The organism is Streptomyces sp. NPDC018045 (genome assembly GCF_044327445.1).
Lineage (GTDB): Bacteria > Actinomycetota > Actinomycetes > Streptomycetales > Streptomycetaceae > Streptomyces.
This window is the reverse complement of sequence record NZ_JBIRFL010000014.1, coordinates 22,125-38,807: the sequence shown is the minus strand read 5'-3', so window position 1 is coordinate 38,807 and position 16,683 is coordinate 22,125. Positions and strand designations below refer to the sequence as shown.

Annotated in this window: 11 protein-coding genes; 7 read left to right on the top strand and 4 right to left on the bottom strand. The window is 71.5% G+C overall.

The window, feature by feature from the left end:
- Nucleotides 1-7 precede the first annotated feature (7 nt).
- Complete coding sequence (locus ACH4EB_RS26230; protein WP_398350188.1) at nt 8-190, bottom strand: hypothetical protein; 183 nt, start codon at nt 188-190, stop codon at nt 8-10.
- Nucleotides 191-548: 358 nt separating this feature from the next.
- Nucleotides 549-1,148 carry a TetR/AcrR family transcriptional regulator gene (locus ACH4EB_RS26225; RefSeq protein ID WP_398350186.1) on the bottom strand — a complete coding sequence of 200 codons (600 nt, stop codon included), beginning with the start codon at nt 1,146-1,148 and terminating at the stop codon, nt 549-551.
- Nucleotides 1,149-1,239: 91 nt separating this feature from the next.
- Between ACH4EB_RS26225 and ACH4EB_RS26220 the strand changes: the two genes are divergently transcribed.
- From ACH4EB_RS26220 to ACH4EB_RS26210, 3 genes are all read left to right on the top strand, one after another.
- Nucleotides 1,240-1,935 (top strand): SDR family NAD(P)-dependent oxidoreductase, encoded by a 696-nt coding sequence (locus tag ACH4EB_RS26220; protein WP_398350184.1) that lies wholly within the window; start codon nt 1,240-1,242, stop codon nt 1,933-1,935.
- Between the two features lie 535 nt (nt 1,936-2,470).
- Nucleotides 2,471-4,738, top strand: a complete 2,268-nt coding sequence (locus ACH4EB_RS26215; protein ID WP_398350182.1) for a M4 family metallopeptidase — start codon at nt 2,471-2,473, stop codon at nt 4,736-4,738.
- Between the two features lie 271 nt (nt 4,739-5,009).
- Nucleotides 5,010-6,650 carry a M4 family metallopeptidase gene (locus ACH4EB_RS26210; RefSeq protein ID WP_398350180.1) on the top strand — a complete coding sequence of 547 codons (1,641 nt, stop codon included), beginning with the start codon at nt 5,010-5,012 and terminating at the stop codon, nt 6,648-6,650.
- 221 nt (nt 6,651-6,871) lie between these two features.
- On the opposite strand, the gene ACH4EB_RS26205 is transcribed toward ACH4EB_RS26210, so the two are convergent.
- Nucleotides 6,872-7,804 carry an NADP-dependent oxidoreductase gene (locus ACH4EB_RS26205; RefSeq protein WP_398350304.1) on the bottom strand — a complete coding sequence of 311 codons (933 nt, stop codon included), beginning with the start codon at nt 7,802-7,804 and terminating at the stop codon, nt 6,872-6,874.
- Nucleotides 7,805-7,889: 85 nt separating this feature from the next.
- Here ACH4EB_RS26205 and ACH4EB_RS26200 point away from each other — a divergent pair, with 85 nt between their 5' ends.
- Entirely contained in the window at nt 7,890-8,909 is a 1,020-nt protein-coding gene (locus tag ACH4EB_RS26200) for a GlxA family transcriptional regulator (protein ID WP_398350178.1), read from the top strand.
- A 185-nt stretch (nt 8,910-9,094) separates the two neighbouring features.
- Here ACH4EB_RS26200 and glgP read toward each other — a convergent pair whose 3' ends face one another.
- Nucleotides 9,095-11,812: an alpha-glucan family phosphorylase gene (gene glgP, locus ACH4EB_RS26195; RefSeq protein ID WP_398350176.1), complete on the bottom strand. Its 2,718-nt coding sequence runs from the start codon at nt 11,810-11,812 to the stop codon at nt 9,095-9,097.
- 286 nt (nt 11,813-12,098) lie between these two features.
- Here glgP and ACH4EB_RS26190 point away from each other — a divergent pair, with 286 nt between their 5' ends.
- From ACH4EB_RS26190 to treS, 3 genes are read left to right on the top strand one after another with little or no spacing between them, the layout of a single operon-like run.
- Nucleotides 12,099-12,800 carry a S8 family serine peptidase gene (locus ACH4EB_RS26190; RefSeq protein ID WP_398350174.1) on the top strand — a complete coding sequence of 234 codons (702 nt, stop codon included), beginning with the start codon at nt 12,099-12,101 and terminating at the stop codon, nt 12,798-12,800.
- Nucleotides 12,801-12,844: 44 nt separating this feature from the next.
- Nucleotides 12,845-14,848 carry a maltotransferase domain-containing protein gene (locus ACH4EB_RS26185; protein ID WP_398350172.1) on the top strand — a complete coding sequence of 668 codons (2,004 nt, stop codon included), beginning with the start codon at nt 12,845-12,847 and terminating at the stop codon, nt 14,846-14,848.
- A complete protein-coding gene (treS, locus tag ACH4EB_RS26180) occupies nt 14,845-16,545 on the top strand; it encodes a maltose alpha-D-glucosyltransferase (protein WP_398350170.1) in 1,701 nt (566 codons plus the stop codon). The genes ACH4EB_RS26185 and treS overlap by 4 nt, the downstream gene beginning before the upstream one ends.
- The last annotated feature ends 138 nt before the right edge of the window (nt 16,546-16,683 follow it).

Below are 16,683 nucleotides of genomic sequence, written 5' to 3'. Positions count from 1 at the left end.
ACGGACGTCACCTTCCCATCAGCGTCAATGCGGGAAAGACGTGATCCTGCCAGATCGGGCGGGAGTCCTGATCCGGGTACGGGGTGACGGTCGGGCGGATGTCGAAGAGCTGGGGCGGGTGGCGGGTGGTGTCGTAGGCGGGCCAGCCGGGGTCGCCGTGGGTGGCGAACGTGGTCCAGGCGGCGCGCATCCGGGCCGACAGGGACTCCGCCTCCGGGGAGGGCTCTTCGCCGATCAGGGCGGCGGGCTCCGTCAGACGTGAGGGCGGTCGCGGAGGACCGCGTCGGCCCGGGCACTGGGCATCGTCCCGCCGCGGCAGGGCGCGGCGCCAGCCGATTACGGGAGGTTCGGGCCGACGGCCCGGGCGGTGGGGCGGAATGCTCACATCACGGGTACCGCGCGCATCAGCCGGTGGGGCGCCCGGCCGCGGCGGCCGAGGTCCCGACCGGGCCGACGGGGCTGACCGGACCGACGGGGCCGGCGAAAAGCCGGGCGGGGAGCCAGACGGGGAACCGGGCGAAAAGCCGGGCGGGGAGCCGGGCGGCGGTTCAGTCCGAGCGGGGCTTGAGGAGGTCCTCGACCAGGGTGTCCACCAGGCCGCGCGGGACGCCCGTCCCCGTCAGGGCGCAGTAGACGATCGGGCCGACCAGGGCGTCGATCGCGGCGGCGGGGCTGAGGCCGGGCGAGATCTCGCCGGCTTCGATCGCGCGCGCGAGCATGTCGCGTTCCAGGTCACGGCGTGGGCCGAGGTAGCGGTCGTGGAAACTCCGCGCGGTGTCGGGGTGGTGCTGCGCCTCGGCGAGGAGCGCGAGCAGGACCTGGCCGGCGGTGTCGCGGGTGAGGAAGCGCGCGAAGTCGCGGAGGTAGCCGCGGATGCTCGCCGCCGTGGGCCGCTCCGTCGGTACGGGGAGGTGTTTGTCGCTGTCCTCGATGAGCGTGTCGAGGAGGATCTCGACCTTCGAGGGCCACCAGCGGTAGATCGTCTGCTTGGCGACGCCGGCCCGGCGGGCGATCGCCTCGACGGTCAGGCCGCCGAAGCCGTGCTCGACGAGCAGATCGTCCGCGGCGTGCAGCACGGCCAGGCGGGCGGCTTCGTCGCGTCGGTTGCCGGAGCGCGGCCTGCGGGGCGGGGAGTCGGCGGCGGGCATACGCGACACCCTACCCGCGGCGGCCGTCACCCCATTGTCTAGACGCGACGTTGCGTCTAATCTCAGGGGTTCCTGCTACGAAGGAGTCAAGGTGTCCGCGACAACCCCCCGCCGAGCCCTCGTCATCGGAGCCTCCCGAGGGCTGGGGCTCGTCCTCGCCGGCGAACTCGTCCGGCGCGACTGGCACGTCATCGCCACGGCGCGCCGGGACGGCGGCGAGCTGCACGCGCGTGCCGCCGCCTCGAACGGGCAACTGCGGGTCGAGACGCTGGAGATGACCAGCCCGGAGCAACTGGCCGCGCTGCGCCGGCGCCTCGACGGCCTCCCCCTCGACCTGCTCTTCGTCAACGCCGCGATCGACCGGGGCGATCTGCCGATCGACAAGGTTTCGACGGAGATGTTCACCGAGGTGATGACCACCAACGCGCTGAGCCCGCTGCGTGCCCTGGAGGCCCTCCGCGCACTGGTCGCGCCCGGTGGGACCGTCGCGGTGATGTCCTCCGACCAGGGCAGCGTCTCGCGCAACACCGAGGACGGCTACGAGCTGTACAAGGCCAGCAAGGCGGCGCTCAACCAGTTGATGCGCAGTTACGCCACCCGGCATGCCGACGACGGACACACCAAGCTGCTCCTCGACCCCGGCCACAACCGCACCCGGCTCGGCGGGCCCGACGCGCCACTCAGCCCCCAGGAGAGCGTCCCGGCCGTCGTCGACGTCCTCGAAGCCCAGGCCGGCGCCCCCGGCCTGCGATTCCTGGACCGGTTCGGCGAGCCCGTCCCCTGGTAGAGCGGCGGACCGGCCGGTCGTGCCGGGCGCGGTCGCCCCGCCGCTTCCCCGTTCCGGCCACGGCGGGCGGGCCTGCGGTGAACGCGGGTGGCCGAAGAGCGCGGTTCGGCGCCGCGCCGGAGAACGATCGGTGTGCTGAGCGTGTATGTGCCCGGTGGGTGCGTACGTGTCACGGCGCCGTGGTGTCGGAGGCCGCCCGGGGGCCCGGGGGGGTCGGGCGTACCGTCACGTCCTGTATACGGACCCGGGCCCCCGCTCTACGGACGTTTTCCGGCCAACTATTGACCGCCCACTGACAATCGCCCTTCTCAGGTGGCACTCTTCCCCGCATCCGTTCCGCGGAGCCCCACAGTGCACCACTCCGCACCCACGGCCCGCTCGCCGCTCCACGCCCGCAAGCCCGGACCACCCGCACCTGGTGCCTCCCCCCACACGTTCCACGTGTTCTGCCTCGCTCTGCCCGGACGGCCACTCCGCCGCCCGGTCCCCCTCGGCCGCCCACCCACCGGTCGCGGCCACCGCAGAAGGAGTCAGTGTGAGACGCACCCCCCATAGGCGCGCCGTCGCGACCGGCGCCGTGGTCGCCCTGGCCGCGATGCTGACCGTGACCGTGCAGGCAGGCGCCGGCACGGCCGCCGCTCCCCGGCCCGGCCAGGCCCACGCACGGCCCGACGCGGGCGCGCTGCCCGCCAAGTTGACCCCGGCACAGCGTGCGGAACTGCTGCGGGAGGCCAGGGCCACCACCGCCGGGACGGCGCGGCAGCTCCAGCTCGGCCCCAAGGAGAAGCTGGTCGTCAAGGACGTCGTCAAGGACGTCAACGGCAGCGTGCACACCCGCTACGAGCGCACCTACGCCGGGCTGCCGGTACTCGGCGGCGGGCTGGTCGTCCACGAGACGCCCGACGGGAAGGTACGCGGCGTCACCAAGGCGGTGCGCTCGCAGCTCGACGTGCCGACCACCACCCCGAAGCTCGCCCCGGCCGCCGCGGAGCAGAAGGCGCTCAAGGCGTCGCAGGCGCAGGGAGCCAAGAAGTCCGAGGCCCAGGAGCCGCGCAAGGTCGTCTGGGTCGCCGACGGCAAGCCGGTCCTGGCGTACGAGACGGTCGTCGGCGGCGTCCAGGAGGACGGCACCACGCCCAACGAGCTGCACGTCGTCACGAACGCGACCACCGGCGAGAAGCTGACCGAGTGGCAGGCTGTCCAGGAGGGCACCGGCAACAGCATGTACAGCGGCCAGGTCCCGCTCGGCACCGCGCCCTCGTACACGCTGACGGACACCACCCGCGGCAACCACAAGACCTACAACCTCAACCGCGGCACCTCCGGCACCGGCACGCTGTTCACCGACGCGGACGACGTCTGGGGTGACGGCACCCCGCAGAACGCCCAGACGGCCGGCGTCGACGCGCACTACGGCGCGGCGCTGACCTGGGACTACTACAAGAACGTGCACGGCCGCAGCGGCATCAGGGGCGACGGGGTCGGCGCGTACAGCCGGGTGCACTACGGCAACAACTACGTCAACGCGTTCTGGCAGGACAGTTGCTTCTGCATGACGTACGGCGACGGCAGCGGCAACGTCAAGCCGCTGACCTCCATCGACGTGGCGGCGCACGAGATGACCCACGGCGTCACCGCGGCCACCGCCAACCTCACCTACAGCGGCGAGCCCGGCGGCCTGAACGAGGGCACCTCGGACATCTTCGCCACCGCCGTCGAGTTCAACGCCAACAACCCCAGCGACGTCGGTGACTACCTCATCGGCGAGGAAATCGACATCAACGGCAACGGCACGCCGCTGCGCTACATGGACAAGCCCAGCAAGGACGGCCGTTCCAAGGACTACTGGTACTCCGGCATCGGCGGCATCGACGTCCACTACTCCTCCGGCGTCGCCAACCACTTCTTCTATCTGCTCGCCGAGGGCAGCGGGCCCAAGGACATCAACGGCGTCCACTACGACAGCCCGACCTACGACAACCAGCCGGTACCCGGCATCGGCCGGGCCAACGCCGAGAAGATCTGGTTCGCGGCGCTGACCAAGCACATGAACGCGAACACCAACTACGCCGGCGCCCGCACCGCGACACTGGCCGCGGCCGCCGAGCTGTTCGGCCAGGGCAGCGCCACGTACAACACGGTCGCCAACACCTGGGCGGCGGTCAACGTCGGCCAGCGCGTCCCGGACGCCGGGGTCAGCGTGACCAACCCGGGCAACCAGACCAGCACCGTCGGCCAGCCCGCCAGCCTGCAGATCAAGGCCAGCAGCAGCAACGCGGGCGCGCTGAAGTACGCGGCCACCGGACTGCCGGCCGGGCTGACCATCAACCAGGACTCCGGGCTGATCTCGGGCACCCCGGCCACCGCGGGCACCGGCAATGTGACGGTCACCGTCACCGACTCCGCCAACAAGACCGGGACCACCAGCTTCACCTGGACCGTGAAGCCGGCCAGCGGCGGTGACGTCTTCGAGAACCTCGACGACGTACAGATCCCGGACGCGGGCACCGCGGTCAACTCACCGGTCAAGGTCGCCCGGGCCGGCAACGCGCCGAGCGCCCTGAAGGTGGATGTGGACATCGTCCACACCTACCGCGGTGACCTGGTGATCGACCTGGTGGCCCCGGACGGCACGGCGTACCGGCTGAAGAACTCCGACGCGGCCGACTCGGCGGCGAACGTCAAGACGACGTACACCGTCAACGCCTCCTCGGAGGCCGCGGAAGGCACCTGGAACCTGCGGGTCCGGGACGTCTACCAGCAGGACACCGGCTACATCAACAGTTGGAAGCTGACCTTCTGAGGTGACGGCGGGCCGCGCGCGGGCCAACCGCCGCGGCCGGCCGGGCAGTTCCAGCCTTCCGTTCGACCGGGCGTCGCTCCTCACCTGGGGCGACGCCCGTTTCTTTGTGTGCGGCTCCGGCATACGAACAGTGATGTTCGCTCTACGGACGATTTCGCGCCAACTTCGGGACCTCCTCCTGACATGCACGCGTTCGAATGGCAGTCTTCCCCCTCAAGTCACACCCGCATCGCTTTGCACCCCCACCCCCGGCAAAGTCGAAGGAGCACGCGTGTCCCCCCACATTTCCCGTAAGGCACGTATCACCGGCACCACGCTGGCAGCGGCCGGCGCCCTGGTCGCCGCAGCCGTCACCGCCGGCACCGCGGGCGCCTCCCCCACAGGCCCCGACACCGCCAGAGCCACCGCGGCCTCGCCCGTCCAGATGACCGCCTCGCACCGCGCCGAACTGCTGCGTGACGCGAGCGCCACCAAGGAGCGGGCAGCGCGGGAACTGGGCCTGGGCGCCCAGGAGAAGCTCGTCGTCAAGGACGTCGTCAAGGACGCCGACGGCACCACCCACACCCGCTACGACCGCACCTTCGCCGGACTGCCCGTCCTCGGCGGCGACCTGATCGTGCACCGGGCCAAGGGCGGCGCGGTCAAGAGCACGACCCAGGCCAACACCGCGAAGATAGCCATCGCCTCGACCACCCCGAAGATCGCCCCGAAGGCCGCGGCACAGGCCGCCCAGGGCACCGCGAAGTCGTTCGGCGCCAAGCAGGCCGCCGCCGTGACGCCCAAGAAGGTCGTCTGGGCCGCGTCCGGCAAGCCGGTCCTCGCGTACGACACCGTGGTCGGCGGCTTCCAGAAGGACGGCACGCCCAACCAGCTCCACGTCATCACCGACGCCGGCACCGGAAAGAAGATCTTCCAGTACCAGGGCATCGAGAACGGCGCGGGCACCAGCGCCTACAGCGGCTCGGTCGAGATCGGCTCGAAGAAGGGCGGCAGCGGCTTCGAGCTGACCGACGACGCGCGCGGCGGCCACTCGACGTTCAACCTGAGCGGCAGTCAGAGCGGCGAGGGCAAGCTGTTCACCGACGAGGACGACAAGTGGGGCAACGGCAAGGCCGACGACCCGCAGACCGCCGCCGTCGACGCCGCCTACGGCGCCCAGCTCACCTGGGACTACTACAAGACCGTGCACGGCCGCGCCGGCATCAAGGGCGACGGCAAGGGCGCGACCTCCCGTGTCCACTACGGCCAGAACTACTCCAACGCGTTCTGGGACGACAGTTGCTTCTGCATGACCTACGGCGACGGTGAGGGCAACAAGAAGCCGCTGACCTCGATCGACGTCGCGGCGCACGAGATGAGCCACGGCGTCACCTCGGCCACCGCCAACCTCACCTACAGCGGCGAGTCGGGCGGCCTGAACGAGGCCACCTCGGACATCTTCGGCACCTCCGTGGAGTTCTTCGCCAAGAACAAGGAGGACGCCGGCGACTACCTCATCGGCGAGAAGGTCGACATCGCCGGTGACGGCAAGCCGCTGCGCTACATGGACAAGCCCTCCAAGGACGGCCAGTCCCTGGACAGTTGGAGCCCGGACGCCGGCAACGTCGACGTGCACTACTCCTCCGGCATCGCCAACCACTTCTTCTACCTGCTGGCCGAGGGCAGCGGCGCCAAGGAGATCGGCGGCGTCAAGTACGACAGCCCGACCGCGGACGGCAAGAAGGTCGAGGGCATCGGCCGGGACAAGGCCGAGAAGATCTGGTTCAAGGCCCTGACCACGTACATGACCTCCAACACCGACTACAAGGCCGCCCGTGAGGCGACCGTCAAGGCGGCCACCGACCTGTACGGCGCGGACAGCGCCGAGGTCAAGGGCGTCGAGGCGGCGTGGACGGGCGTCGCGGTGAAGTGAGCGCGGTACCGGCCGGCCCCTGAGGGCCGGCCTCCCGGGGCAGCGCGTCCCCACGACCGGGCGGTGTCCGGAGGCTCCCAACCTCCCTTCGGACACCGCCCTTCCCATGCCGCCGGGCCGGCGCCGCAGGGCGGCCACGAGGCGGCGGCACGGCCGGCCGGTGCCGAAGGACACCGTCCCTCGGCACCGGCCGACGCAGCGGCGGCCGAAGCACCGCTCCGTCACTTCACCTCAAGGACGATCTTCCCCTGCGTACGGCCGGTCTCGCCCATCTCGTGCGCCTTCGCGGCCTCCTCCAGGGGGAAGGTCGCGGCGATGTGCGCGCGCAGCGCGCCGGACTCGGCGAGGGCGGCGATCTCGCGCATGCCCGCGTGGTCGGCCTCCACGATCAGCAGGGCCAGGCGGACCCCGCGCGCGGCGGCCTTCGCCTCGTCCTCCGGAGTGCTGCCGACGAGGATCGAGACGACCGTGCCGCCCTCGCGCACCACGTCCAGGGAGCGGGTGAGGGTGTCGCCGCCGATGGTGTCCAGCACGACGTCGACCGGGCCGACGGCCTCGGCGAAGTCGGTCTCCCGGTAGTCGATCACCTCGTCGGCCCCGAGCGAGCGCAGGAAGTCGTGCTTGGCGGCGCTCGCCGTACCGATCACGTGAGCGCCCTTGGCCTTGGCGATCTGTACGGCGAGGTGGCCGACGCCGCCGGCGGCCGCGTGGATCAGGACGCGCTGTCCGGGCCGTACGTCCGCGGTGTCCACCAGGGCCTGGTGGGCGGTGAGCGCGGCCAGCGGCAGGGCGCCCGCCTGGACGTGGTCGAGAGCGGCGGGCTTGCGCGCGAACGCCCGCGCGGGGCCGACGACGTACTCGGCGTGGGTGCCGACACCGTACGGGTAGGGGACCATCCCGAAGACCTCGTCACCCGGTGCGAACACCGTCACGCCGAGGCCCACCGCCTCGACGACGCCGGAGACGTCCCAGCCCAGGACGCGGGGCAGCGTCTTGACGAAGAGGCCGGCCGCGCGGTGCTTCCAGTCGGTGGGGTTCACGCCGGCGGCCCGGACCGCGATCAGTATCCGGCCGGGGCCCGGCTCGGGCCGCGGGAGTTCGGTCTCCTTCAGTACGTCGGGGCCGCCCGTGACGTCCTGGCTGATGGCACGCATGGTGTGTTCGCTCATGCCGTCCAGCATCACCGGCCCCGGAAGCCGCGACAATGGCACGATGGCCACCTTCCGATAGAATCGTGCCATGCGACGTACGCACCGTGTGGTGGTCCTGGCCCTGGAGGGCGTCTATCCGTTCGAACTCGGCATCCCGGGGCGGGTCTTCGGTGCCGCCGACGGCCACTACGAGGTGCTGACCTGCTCGGCCGACGGGCGCCCGGTGCGCTGCGGAGCCGACTTCTCGATCACCGTCGAGCACGGCCCCGGGATCCTGCGCACCGCCGACACCGTGGTCGTCCCGTCCATCGCCCCGGACCACGTCCGTACCGAGCTGCCCGGCGCGGTGACCGCCGCACTGGCGATGATCCGGCCCGGTACCCGCATCGTGTCGATCTGCACCGGCGCCTACGTCCTGGCCGCCGCCGGGCTGCTGGACGGCCGCCCGGCCACCACGCACTGGCAGCTCACCGACGACTTCCGGCGGTGCTTCCCGCAGGTCCGGCTCACCCCCGACGTGCTCTTCGTCGACGACGGTGACGTACTGACCTCCTCCGGCGCCGCCTCCGGCATCGACGTGTGCCTGCACGTGGTGCGCGCGGACCACGGCGGCGCGCTGGCCAATCACGTGGCCCGGAAGTGTGTCGTGCCGCCGTTCCGCGACGGCGGCCAGGCCCAGTACGTCGAACAGCCGGTGCCCGCGCCGACCGCGACCGGCACGGCCGCCACCCAGCAATGGGCCCTGGAGCACCTGGACGAGCCGCTGACGCTGACCCGGCTGGCCCGGCACGCCGGGATGAGTCTGCGCACCTTCAACCGCCGCTTCCGCGACGAGACCGGCCTGAGCCCCGGGCGGTGGCTCATCCAGCAGCGGCTGCTGCGCGCCCGCCAGCTCCTGGAGACCAGCGACCTGCCGGTGGACCTGGTCGCCGGGCAGGTCGGCTTCGCCGGCGGCGCGTCCCTGCGCCAGCATCTGCACGCCGCGATCGGTGTCTCACCGCAGGTGTACCGGCGCACGTTCCGGGCTCCCGGCCGGGCGACGGGGGCAGGTCCGGAGCCGGGGCCGGCGGCAGGGGCGGAGCCGGAGCCGGTGGCCGCCGGTCGCTGACCCGCGGCCCGCCCGTGACGCCCACGGAACACCCACCGCGCGTCCACGGCCCCGCGGAACGCCCGCAGAACACCCCGGAACTCCCCCGGAATGCCCGCAGAACACCCGGAACACCCCTGGAACGCCCACCGGGGCACCGCACGCCCTAGCGCGGCGCCCCGGCCCGTACGGACAGCGGCCGCCCGTCAGCGCATCAGCACCCCGGCCTCCTCGCCCGTCGTCTCCGAGGGCACCGCCAGCAGGCCCATCTCGGCCGCGGAGACCAGCAGCCGGTGGGCCGGCAGGACGCGGACCGTATAGCCGAAGGAGCCGGTGCGGTCCAGGGCGAGCGGGCCTTCGTAGAGCCAGCGGCCCTCCAGGTCCGGACCGCCGGTCGGTTTGAGCGGCACGGTCGTGGCGTCCGTGATCCGGTCGGACTCGTCCACCCGGCCCGAGACGACCTGGACCTCGACATCGTCCGGGGCCAGCTCGCCGAGCGCGACGCGGACCCGCAGCGCCAGGGTGGCGCCCAGTTCGGCGCTGCCGTTGGGCGGGGCGCCCGGCACGCCGGCGTGCTCCGCACGGTCCACCACCAGGGCCCCGGTCTCCACGTGGTCCACCGCGACCTGCGGCCACGCGGCCCGTACCCGGGTCTTCCAGGCCGCCAGTTCGGTCGCGGCCTGCGGGGTCAGGGCTCGCTGGGAGCGGGCGGCGGGCGCGTACAGACGCTCCACGTACTCCCGCACCATGCGCCCCGCCAGCACCTTCGGCCCCAGATTGACCAGGGTCTGCCGGACCATCTCGACCCAGCGCTGCGGGACGCCGGCCTCGTCGCGGTCGTAGAAGCGCGGCGCGACCCGCTGCTCCAGCAGCTCGTACAGGGCGTTGGCCTCCAGTTCGTCGCGCCGGTCCTCGTCGGTGGCGTGGCCGTCGGCGGTCGGGATGGACCAGCCGAAGTCCGGCTCGTACCACTCGTCCCACCAGCCGTCCAGGACGGACAGGTTCAGACAGCCGTTGAGCGCCGCCTTCATACCGGAGGTGCCGCATGCCTCCAGCGGACGCAGCGGGTTGTTCAGCCAGACGTCGCAGCCGGGGTAGAGCTTCTGCGCCATGGCCATGCCGTAGTCGGGCAGGAAGACCAGCCGCTGCCGTACCCGCGGGTCGTCGGCGAAGCGGACCAGTTCCTGCACGAGGCGCTTGCCGCCGTCGTCGGCCGGGTGGGCCTTGCCCGCCACCACGATCTGGATCGGCCGCTCGCGGTGCAGCAGCAGCTCCATCAGGCGGTCGCGGTCGCGCAGCATCAGGGTGAGCCGCTTGTAGGACGGCACCCGGCGGGCGAACCCGATGGTGAGCACCTCCGGGTCCAGTACGCCGTCGATCCAGCCCAGTTCGGCGGCCCCGGCGCCGCGCTGCCGCCAGGAGACGTGCAGCCGGCGCCGTACCTCCTCGACGAGCTGTTCGCGCAGCACCCGGCGCAGGTCCCAGACGTCCGCGTCCGGGATGTCGGCCACCGCCGACCAGCGTCGCGAGTCGCCGACGGAGAGCGCGTCCTCGGTGCGGCCCGCGCCGATCTGGCGTGCGCCGAGCCGGAAGACCTCGGGCGCCACCCAGGTGGGCGCGTGGACCCCGTTGGTCACCGACGTGATCGGTACGTCCTCCGGGTCGAAGCCTGGCCACAGCCCGGCGAACATCTCCCGGCTGACGCGGCCGTGCAGGGTGGAGACGCCGTTGGCCCGCTGGGCCAGCCGCAGGCCCATCACCGCCATGTTGAAGCAGTTGGGCTCGCCGCCGGGGTAGGTCTCCAGGCCGAGCGCGAGGATCCGTTCGACGTCGATGCCGGGCAGCTCCGCCGCTTCACCGAAGTGCCGGGCGACCAGTTCGCGGTCGAAGCGGTCGATGCCGGCGGGGACGGGGGTGTGGGTGGTGAAGACCGTCCCGGCGCGCACGGTCTCCAGGGCGCCGTCGAAGTCGAGGCCGACGGGCCCGCCCGTCCCGCCGGGGCCGCCCTCGCGGCCGGCGTCCGCCAGCTCGCGGATGCGTTCCAGGCCGAGGAAGCCCGCGTGCCCCTCGTTCGTGTGGAACACCTCGGGTACGGCGTGGCCGGTCAGCCGGCAGTACGTCCGGACGGCCCGCACCCCGCCGATCCCCAGCAGCATCTCCTGCAACAGGCGGTGCTCGCTGCCCCCGCCGTAGAGCCGGTCCGTCACGTCCCGTTCGCCCGGGCCGTTCTCCTCCACGTCGGAGTCCAGGAGCAGCAGCGGTACCCGCCCGACCCTGGCCACCCAGACGGACGACCGCAGCCGCCGCCCGCCGGGCAGCGCGAGGGCCACCTGGGCGGGCGACCCGTCGGCCTCCCGCAGCAGGTCGAGCGGCAGTTCGTTGGGGTCGAGCACCGGGTAGTGCTCCTGCTGCCAGCCCTCGCGGGACAGCGACTGGCGGAAGTAGCCGTGCCGGTAGAGCAGGCCGACCCCGATGAGCGGTACGCCGAGGTCGCTGGCCGCCTTGAGGTGGTCGCCGGCGAGGATGCCGAGACCGCCCGAGTACTGGGGCAGCGCGGCGGTGATGCCGAACTCGGGCGAGAAGTAGGCGACGGCCTCGGGCAGCCGGCCGTCCCGGCCGCTCTGCTGGGCGCTCTGGTACCAGCGCTGCCCGGAGAGGTAGTCCTGCAGGTCGTCGGCGGCCGCGCCGAGCCGGCGCAGGAATCTGCGGTCCCCGGCCAGCTCCGCGAGCCGCTCGGCGGAGACGGTGCTCAGCAGCCGTACGGGGTCCAGGCCCGCCCGGCGGCGACCGGCGGGGGCTATGGCGTGGAACAGTTCGCGGGTCTCGGCGTGCCAGGACCAGCGCAGATTACGCGCCAGGTCGCTGAGCGGTCGCAGGGGTTCCGGGAGGACGGGGCGCACGGTGAACCGACGAATGGCCTTCACGCTACGACGGTAGCGGCGCACCGCCGCCCGATTCGCCCGGTACCCCGGAATCCGGTCGCATCCGGACGTCAACTGCCATGATCGGTAGGGCCCTTGGCCCGTCACCCGTTCGGCCGAGCCGGTCACCCGAAGGGCGTCTTCCAGCCGTCCGAAGGCATGCCGCGCCCCACCACGACGGCGGGATCCGGGCCCCCCTCCCCCGCACCCCCGCCGCCTCTCGCGGCCGGTACGGCCGGTTCCCCACCCTCGTGCACGCCTGCTCGGCATCGCGCCGGACGGACGCCGTGTGGCGCCCCCGGGCCGGGTGCGGCAGCCGGGCCTCCCCCGCGATCCCGGCGGCGTCCGCCCGAGTTGGGGCGGGGCCGGGAGGCGGTCACGTCCGGGGCGGGCGACGTCCGCGGTCCTGCGCGCGGCGTTCCCCGATCGGGATGCGCAACTCGGCCTGTTCGCACCGGGTGTGGACATCACGTCGGCGTGGAACTCGGGGGACACTGCGGAGCGGACCCTCTCCGGTACGTCCATGGCCGCTCCGCACGCAGCCGGCGCGGCTGCGCTCCATCTGTCGTCCCACCGGCGGGCCGATCCGAAGGAGGTGCGGAACGCGCTGGCCGCCGCGGCGGCCACGCATCGGAACAAGGCGGCGGGCACCGGCTCGCCGACCACGTTGTCGCAGGTCAGCTCCCGCTGGTGCACACCGGACGGTCCGCCCCCGTACCGCGTGCGGGCGGGGCGGGGGCCGTGCGCCGGGGGCGTCCGTACCACCGGTCGGCCTGGCCGGAGCCCGGGTCATATTCCGTTCCGCGGTTACGTACCGGTAGTGCGCGGACGGCCGGATTGCCCGCCCCCGCGCCACGGGAAGGCTTGTGCGGTACCGCTCTTGCGCCCCGGCGCGCCGCACGGCTTCCGCGCCACCCCCATCCGCCAACCGAGTGAAAGCGGACAGGAGAGCCCATGCCCGCAGCCCGCCCACCCGTCACAAAAACGATAGAAAGGACAGAATCCGGTAGCACGTCCCGAGTGTCAGGTGACCCCATGATCGGCCGCATTCCCGTGCTCGACCTCCACCCGCTGATCGACTGCGGCCGTCGCCCGGCGAAAGCGGTGGTCGGAGAGACCTTCGAGATCTCGGCCACGGTCTTCCGCGAGGGGCACGACGCGGTCGCCGCCAACGTCGTCCTGCGCGACCCGCTGGGCCGCCCCGGCCCCTGGACCCCCATGCGCGAACTGGCGCCCGGCACGGACCGGTGGGGCGCCGAGGTCACCCCGGACGTGGAGGGCCGGTGGACGTACGGCGTCGAGGGCTGGTCGGATCCGGTCGGCACCTGGCGTCACCAGGCCGGTATCAAGATCCCGGCCGGTATCGACACCGACATGGTCCTCGCCGAGGGTGCCGCGCTGCACGAACGCGCCGCCGAGGGGGTGCCCAAGAGGGACGGCCGGGAAGCGGTGCTGGCCGCGGCGGACGCCCTGCGCGATCCGAAGCTGCCCGCCGCGACCCGGCTCGCCGCCGCGCTCACCCCCGAGGTCACCGGCGCGCTCGCCCGGCACCCGCTGCGCGAACTGGTCACCGCCTCACGGACGGTGCCGCTGCTGGTCGAGCGCCGCCGCGCCCTGTTCGGGTCGTGGTACGAGCTGTTCCCGCGCTCGGAGGGCGCGGTCGTCCGGAAGGGCGAGGCGCCGGTCAGCGGCACGTTCCGGACGGCTGCCGAGCGGCTGCCGGCGGTCGCGGCCATGGGGTTCGACGTGGTCTATCTGCCGCCCGTGCACCCCATCGGCACCTCCTACCGCAAGGGCCGCAACAACGCGCTGTCCGCGGCGCCGGGCGACGTGGGGTCGCCGTGGGCCATCGGCTCGCCCGAGGGCGGGCACGACGCCCTGCACCCGGACCTCGGCACCTTCGAGGACTTCGAGCACTTCGTCCGCACGGCCCGCGACCTGCGCATGGAGGTGGCGCTGGACTTCGCCCTCCAGTGCTCGCCGGACCACCCCTGGATCACCGAGCACCCCGAGTGGTTCCACCACCGGGCGGACGGCTCCATCGCCTACGCCGAGAACCCGCCGAAGAAGTACCAGGACATCCACCCGATCGCGTTCGACGCGGACCTGGGCGGGCTGGTGCGGGAGACGGAACGGCTGCTGCGCTTCTGGATGGAGCGCGGGGTGCGCATCTTCCGGGTGGACAACCCGCACACCAAGCCGGTGCTCTTCTGGGAGAAGGTCATCGCGGACGTCAACCGCACGGATCCGGACGTCATCTTCCTGGCCGAGGCGTTCACCCGGCCGGCCATGATGCGCACGCTGGCACAGATCGGGTTCCAGCAGTCGTACACCTATTTCACCTGGCGCAACTCCAAGCACGAACTCACCGAGTACCTCACCGAGCTGTCGCGCCAATCGGCCCCGTACATGCGGCCGAATTTCTTCGTCAATACGCCGGACATCCTCCACGCCTATCTGCAGCACGGCGGGCGGCCCGCGTTCGAGGTGCGGGCCGTACTGGCCGCCACCCTCTCCCCGACGTGGGGCGTCTACGCCGGATTCGAGCTGTGCGAGTCGACACCGGTACGAAGTGGCAGCGAGGAGTACCTGGATTCCGAGAAGTACCAACTCAGGCCCCGGGACTGGGAGACAGCGGCGCGCCAGGGACGTACGATCGCTCCTCTCATCACCACGCTGAACCGCTTGCGGCGCCGCCACCCGGCACTCCAACAGCTACGCGACCTCCATTTCCACACCGTCGACGACGACGCCGTCCTCGCCTATTCCAAACGGGCCGGAAACGGCGCCGGGGCCGACACGGTGCTCACCGTCGTCAACCTCGACCCGCACCACACCCACGAGGCGACGGTGTCGTTGGACATGCCGGAACTCGGCCTCGATTGGCATGATTCCGTCCCGGTGCGCGACGAGCTCACCGGCGAGACCTACCACTGGGGCAGGGACAACTATGTACGCCTCGAACCGGGCCGTTCACCGGCGCCCGCGCACCTGTTCTCCCTGCGACCGTCCTCACCGATCGGAGGGTCACCCAATTGATCGTCAACGAGCCCGTCCCGGACAAGTTCGAGGACACGCCGGCCAAGGACCGCGACCCCGACTGGTTCAAACGGGCCGTCTTCTACGAGGTCCTGGTGCGCTCCTTCCAGGACAGCAACGGTGACGGCATCGGCGACCTCAAGGGCATCACGGCCAAACTGGACTATCTCCAGTGGCTGGGCGTGGACTGCCTGTGGCTGCCCCCGTTCTTCAAGTCGCCGCTGCGGGACGGCGGTTACGACGTGTCGGACTACACGGCCGTACTCCCGGAATTCGGCGACCTGGCCGACTTCGTGGAGTTCGTGGACGCCGCGCACCAGCGCGGGATGCGGGTGATCATCGACTTCGTCATGAACCACACCAGCGACCAGCACCCGTGGTTCCAGGAGTCCCGCACCGACCCGGACGGCCCGTACGGTGATTACTACGTCTGGGCCGACGACGACAAGCAGTACCAGGACGCGCGGATCATCTTCGTCGACACCGAGGCGTCGAACTGGACCTTCGACCCGGTGCGCAAGCAGTACTTCTGGCACCGCTTCTTCTCCCACCAGCCGGACCTGAACTACGAGAACCCGGCCGTCCAGGAGGAGATGATCTCCGCCCTGCGCTTCTGGCTCGACCTGGGCATCGACGGATTCCGGCTGGACGCGGTCCCGTACCTGTACGCCGAGGAGGGCACCAACTGCGAGAACCTGCCCGCCTCGCACGCCTTCCTCAAGCACGTACGGGCGGAGATCGACGCGCATTACCCGGACACGGTGCTGCTGGCCGAGGCCAACCAGTGGCCGGAGGACGTCGTCGACTATTTCGGCGACTACTCCAAGGGCGGGGACGAATGCCACATGGCGTTCCATTTCCCGGTCATGCCGCGTATCTTCATGGCGGTCCGCAGGGAATCGCGCTACCCGGTCTCGGAAATTCTGGCCAAGACCCCGGCGATTCCGGCCAACTGCCAGTGGGGCATCTTCCTGCGCAACCACGACGAGCTGACACTCGAAATGGTCACGGACGAAGAGCGCGACTATATGTACGCGGAATATGCCAAGGACCCGCGCATGCGGGCCAATATCGGCATCCGCCGCCGACTGGCCTCGCTGCTCGACAACGACCGCAACCAGATCGAGCTGTTCACCGCGCTGCTGCTGTCGCTGCCGGGCTCGCCGATCCTGTATTACGGCGACGAGATCGGCATGGGCGACAACATCTGGCTCGGCGACCGGGACGCGGTCCGCACGCCGATGCAGTGGACGCCCGACCGGAACGCGGGTTTCTCCTCCTGCGACCCCGGCCGGCTCTTCCTGCCGACCATCATGGACCCGGTCTACGGCTATCAGGTCACCAACGTCGAGGCGTCGATGTCCTCGCCGTCGTCGCTGCTCCACTGGACCCGGCGCATGATCGAGATCCGTAAGCAGAACCCGGCCTTCGGCCTCGGCACCTACACCGAACTGCCCTCGTCCAACCCCGCGGTACTGGCCTTCCTGCGTGAATACCAGGACGACCTGGTGCTGTGCGTGCACAATTTCTCGCGTTTCGCGCAGCCCACCGAACTGGATCTGCGCACATTCAACGGGCGGCATCCGGTCGAGCTGATCGGCGGCGTCCGTTTCCCGCCCATCGGCGAATGGCCCTATCTGCTGACCCTGGCGGGCCACGGCTTCTATTGGTTCCGGCTGCGGAGGGGGGCGGTCTAGGGGCCCCACCGGCGTCCGGCCGGGGCGGCGGAAAACCGCCGCCCGTATCCGCCCGCGAGGCGGGTGCGGGCGTTTTCCGACCGCCCCCACGGGCAGTCTCCCTACTACCGCACGGGCCGGGTGAGCCAGCGCCGAAAC

Coding starts and splice junctions, on each gene's coding strand:
- ACH4EB_RS26230 (WP_398350188.1), bottom strand. CDS start 190: ATGCGCGCCGCCTGGACCACGTTCGCCACCCACGGCGACCCCGGCTGG.
- ACH4EB_RS26225 (WP_398350186.1), bottom strand. CDS start 1,148: ATGCCCGCCGCCGACTCCCCGCCCCGCAGGCCGCGCTCCGGCAACCGA.
- ACH4EB_RS26205 (WP_398350304.1), bottom strand. CDS start 7,804: ATGCGTGCCATCAGCCAGGACGTCACGGGCGGCCCCGACGTACTGAAG.
- ACH4EB_RS26200 (WP_398350178.1), top strand. CDS start 7,890: ATGCGACGTACGCACCGTGTGGTGGTCCTGGCCCTGGAGGGCGTCTAT.
- ACH4EB_RS26185 (WP_398350172.1), top strand. CDS start 12,845: ATGATCGGCCGCATTCCCGTGCTCGACCTCCACCCGCTGATCGACTGC.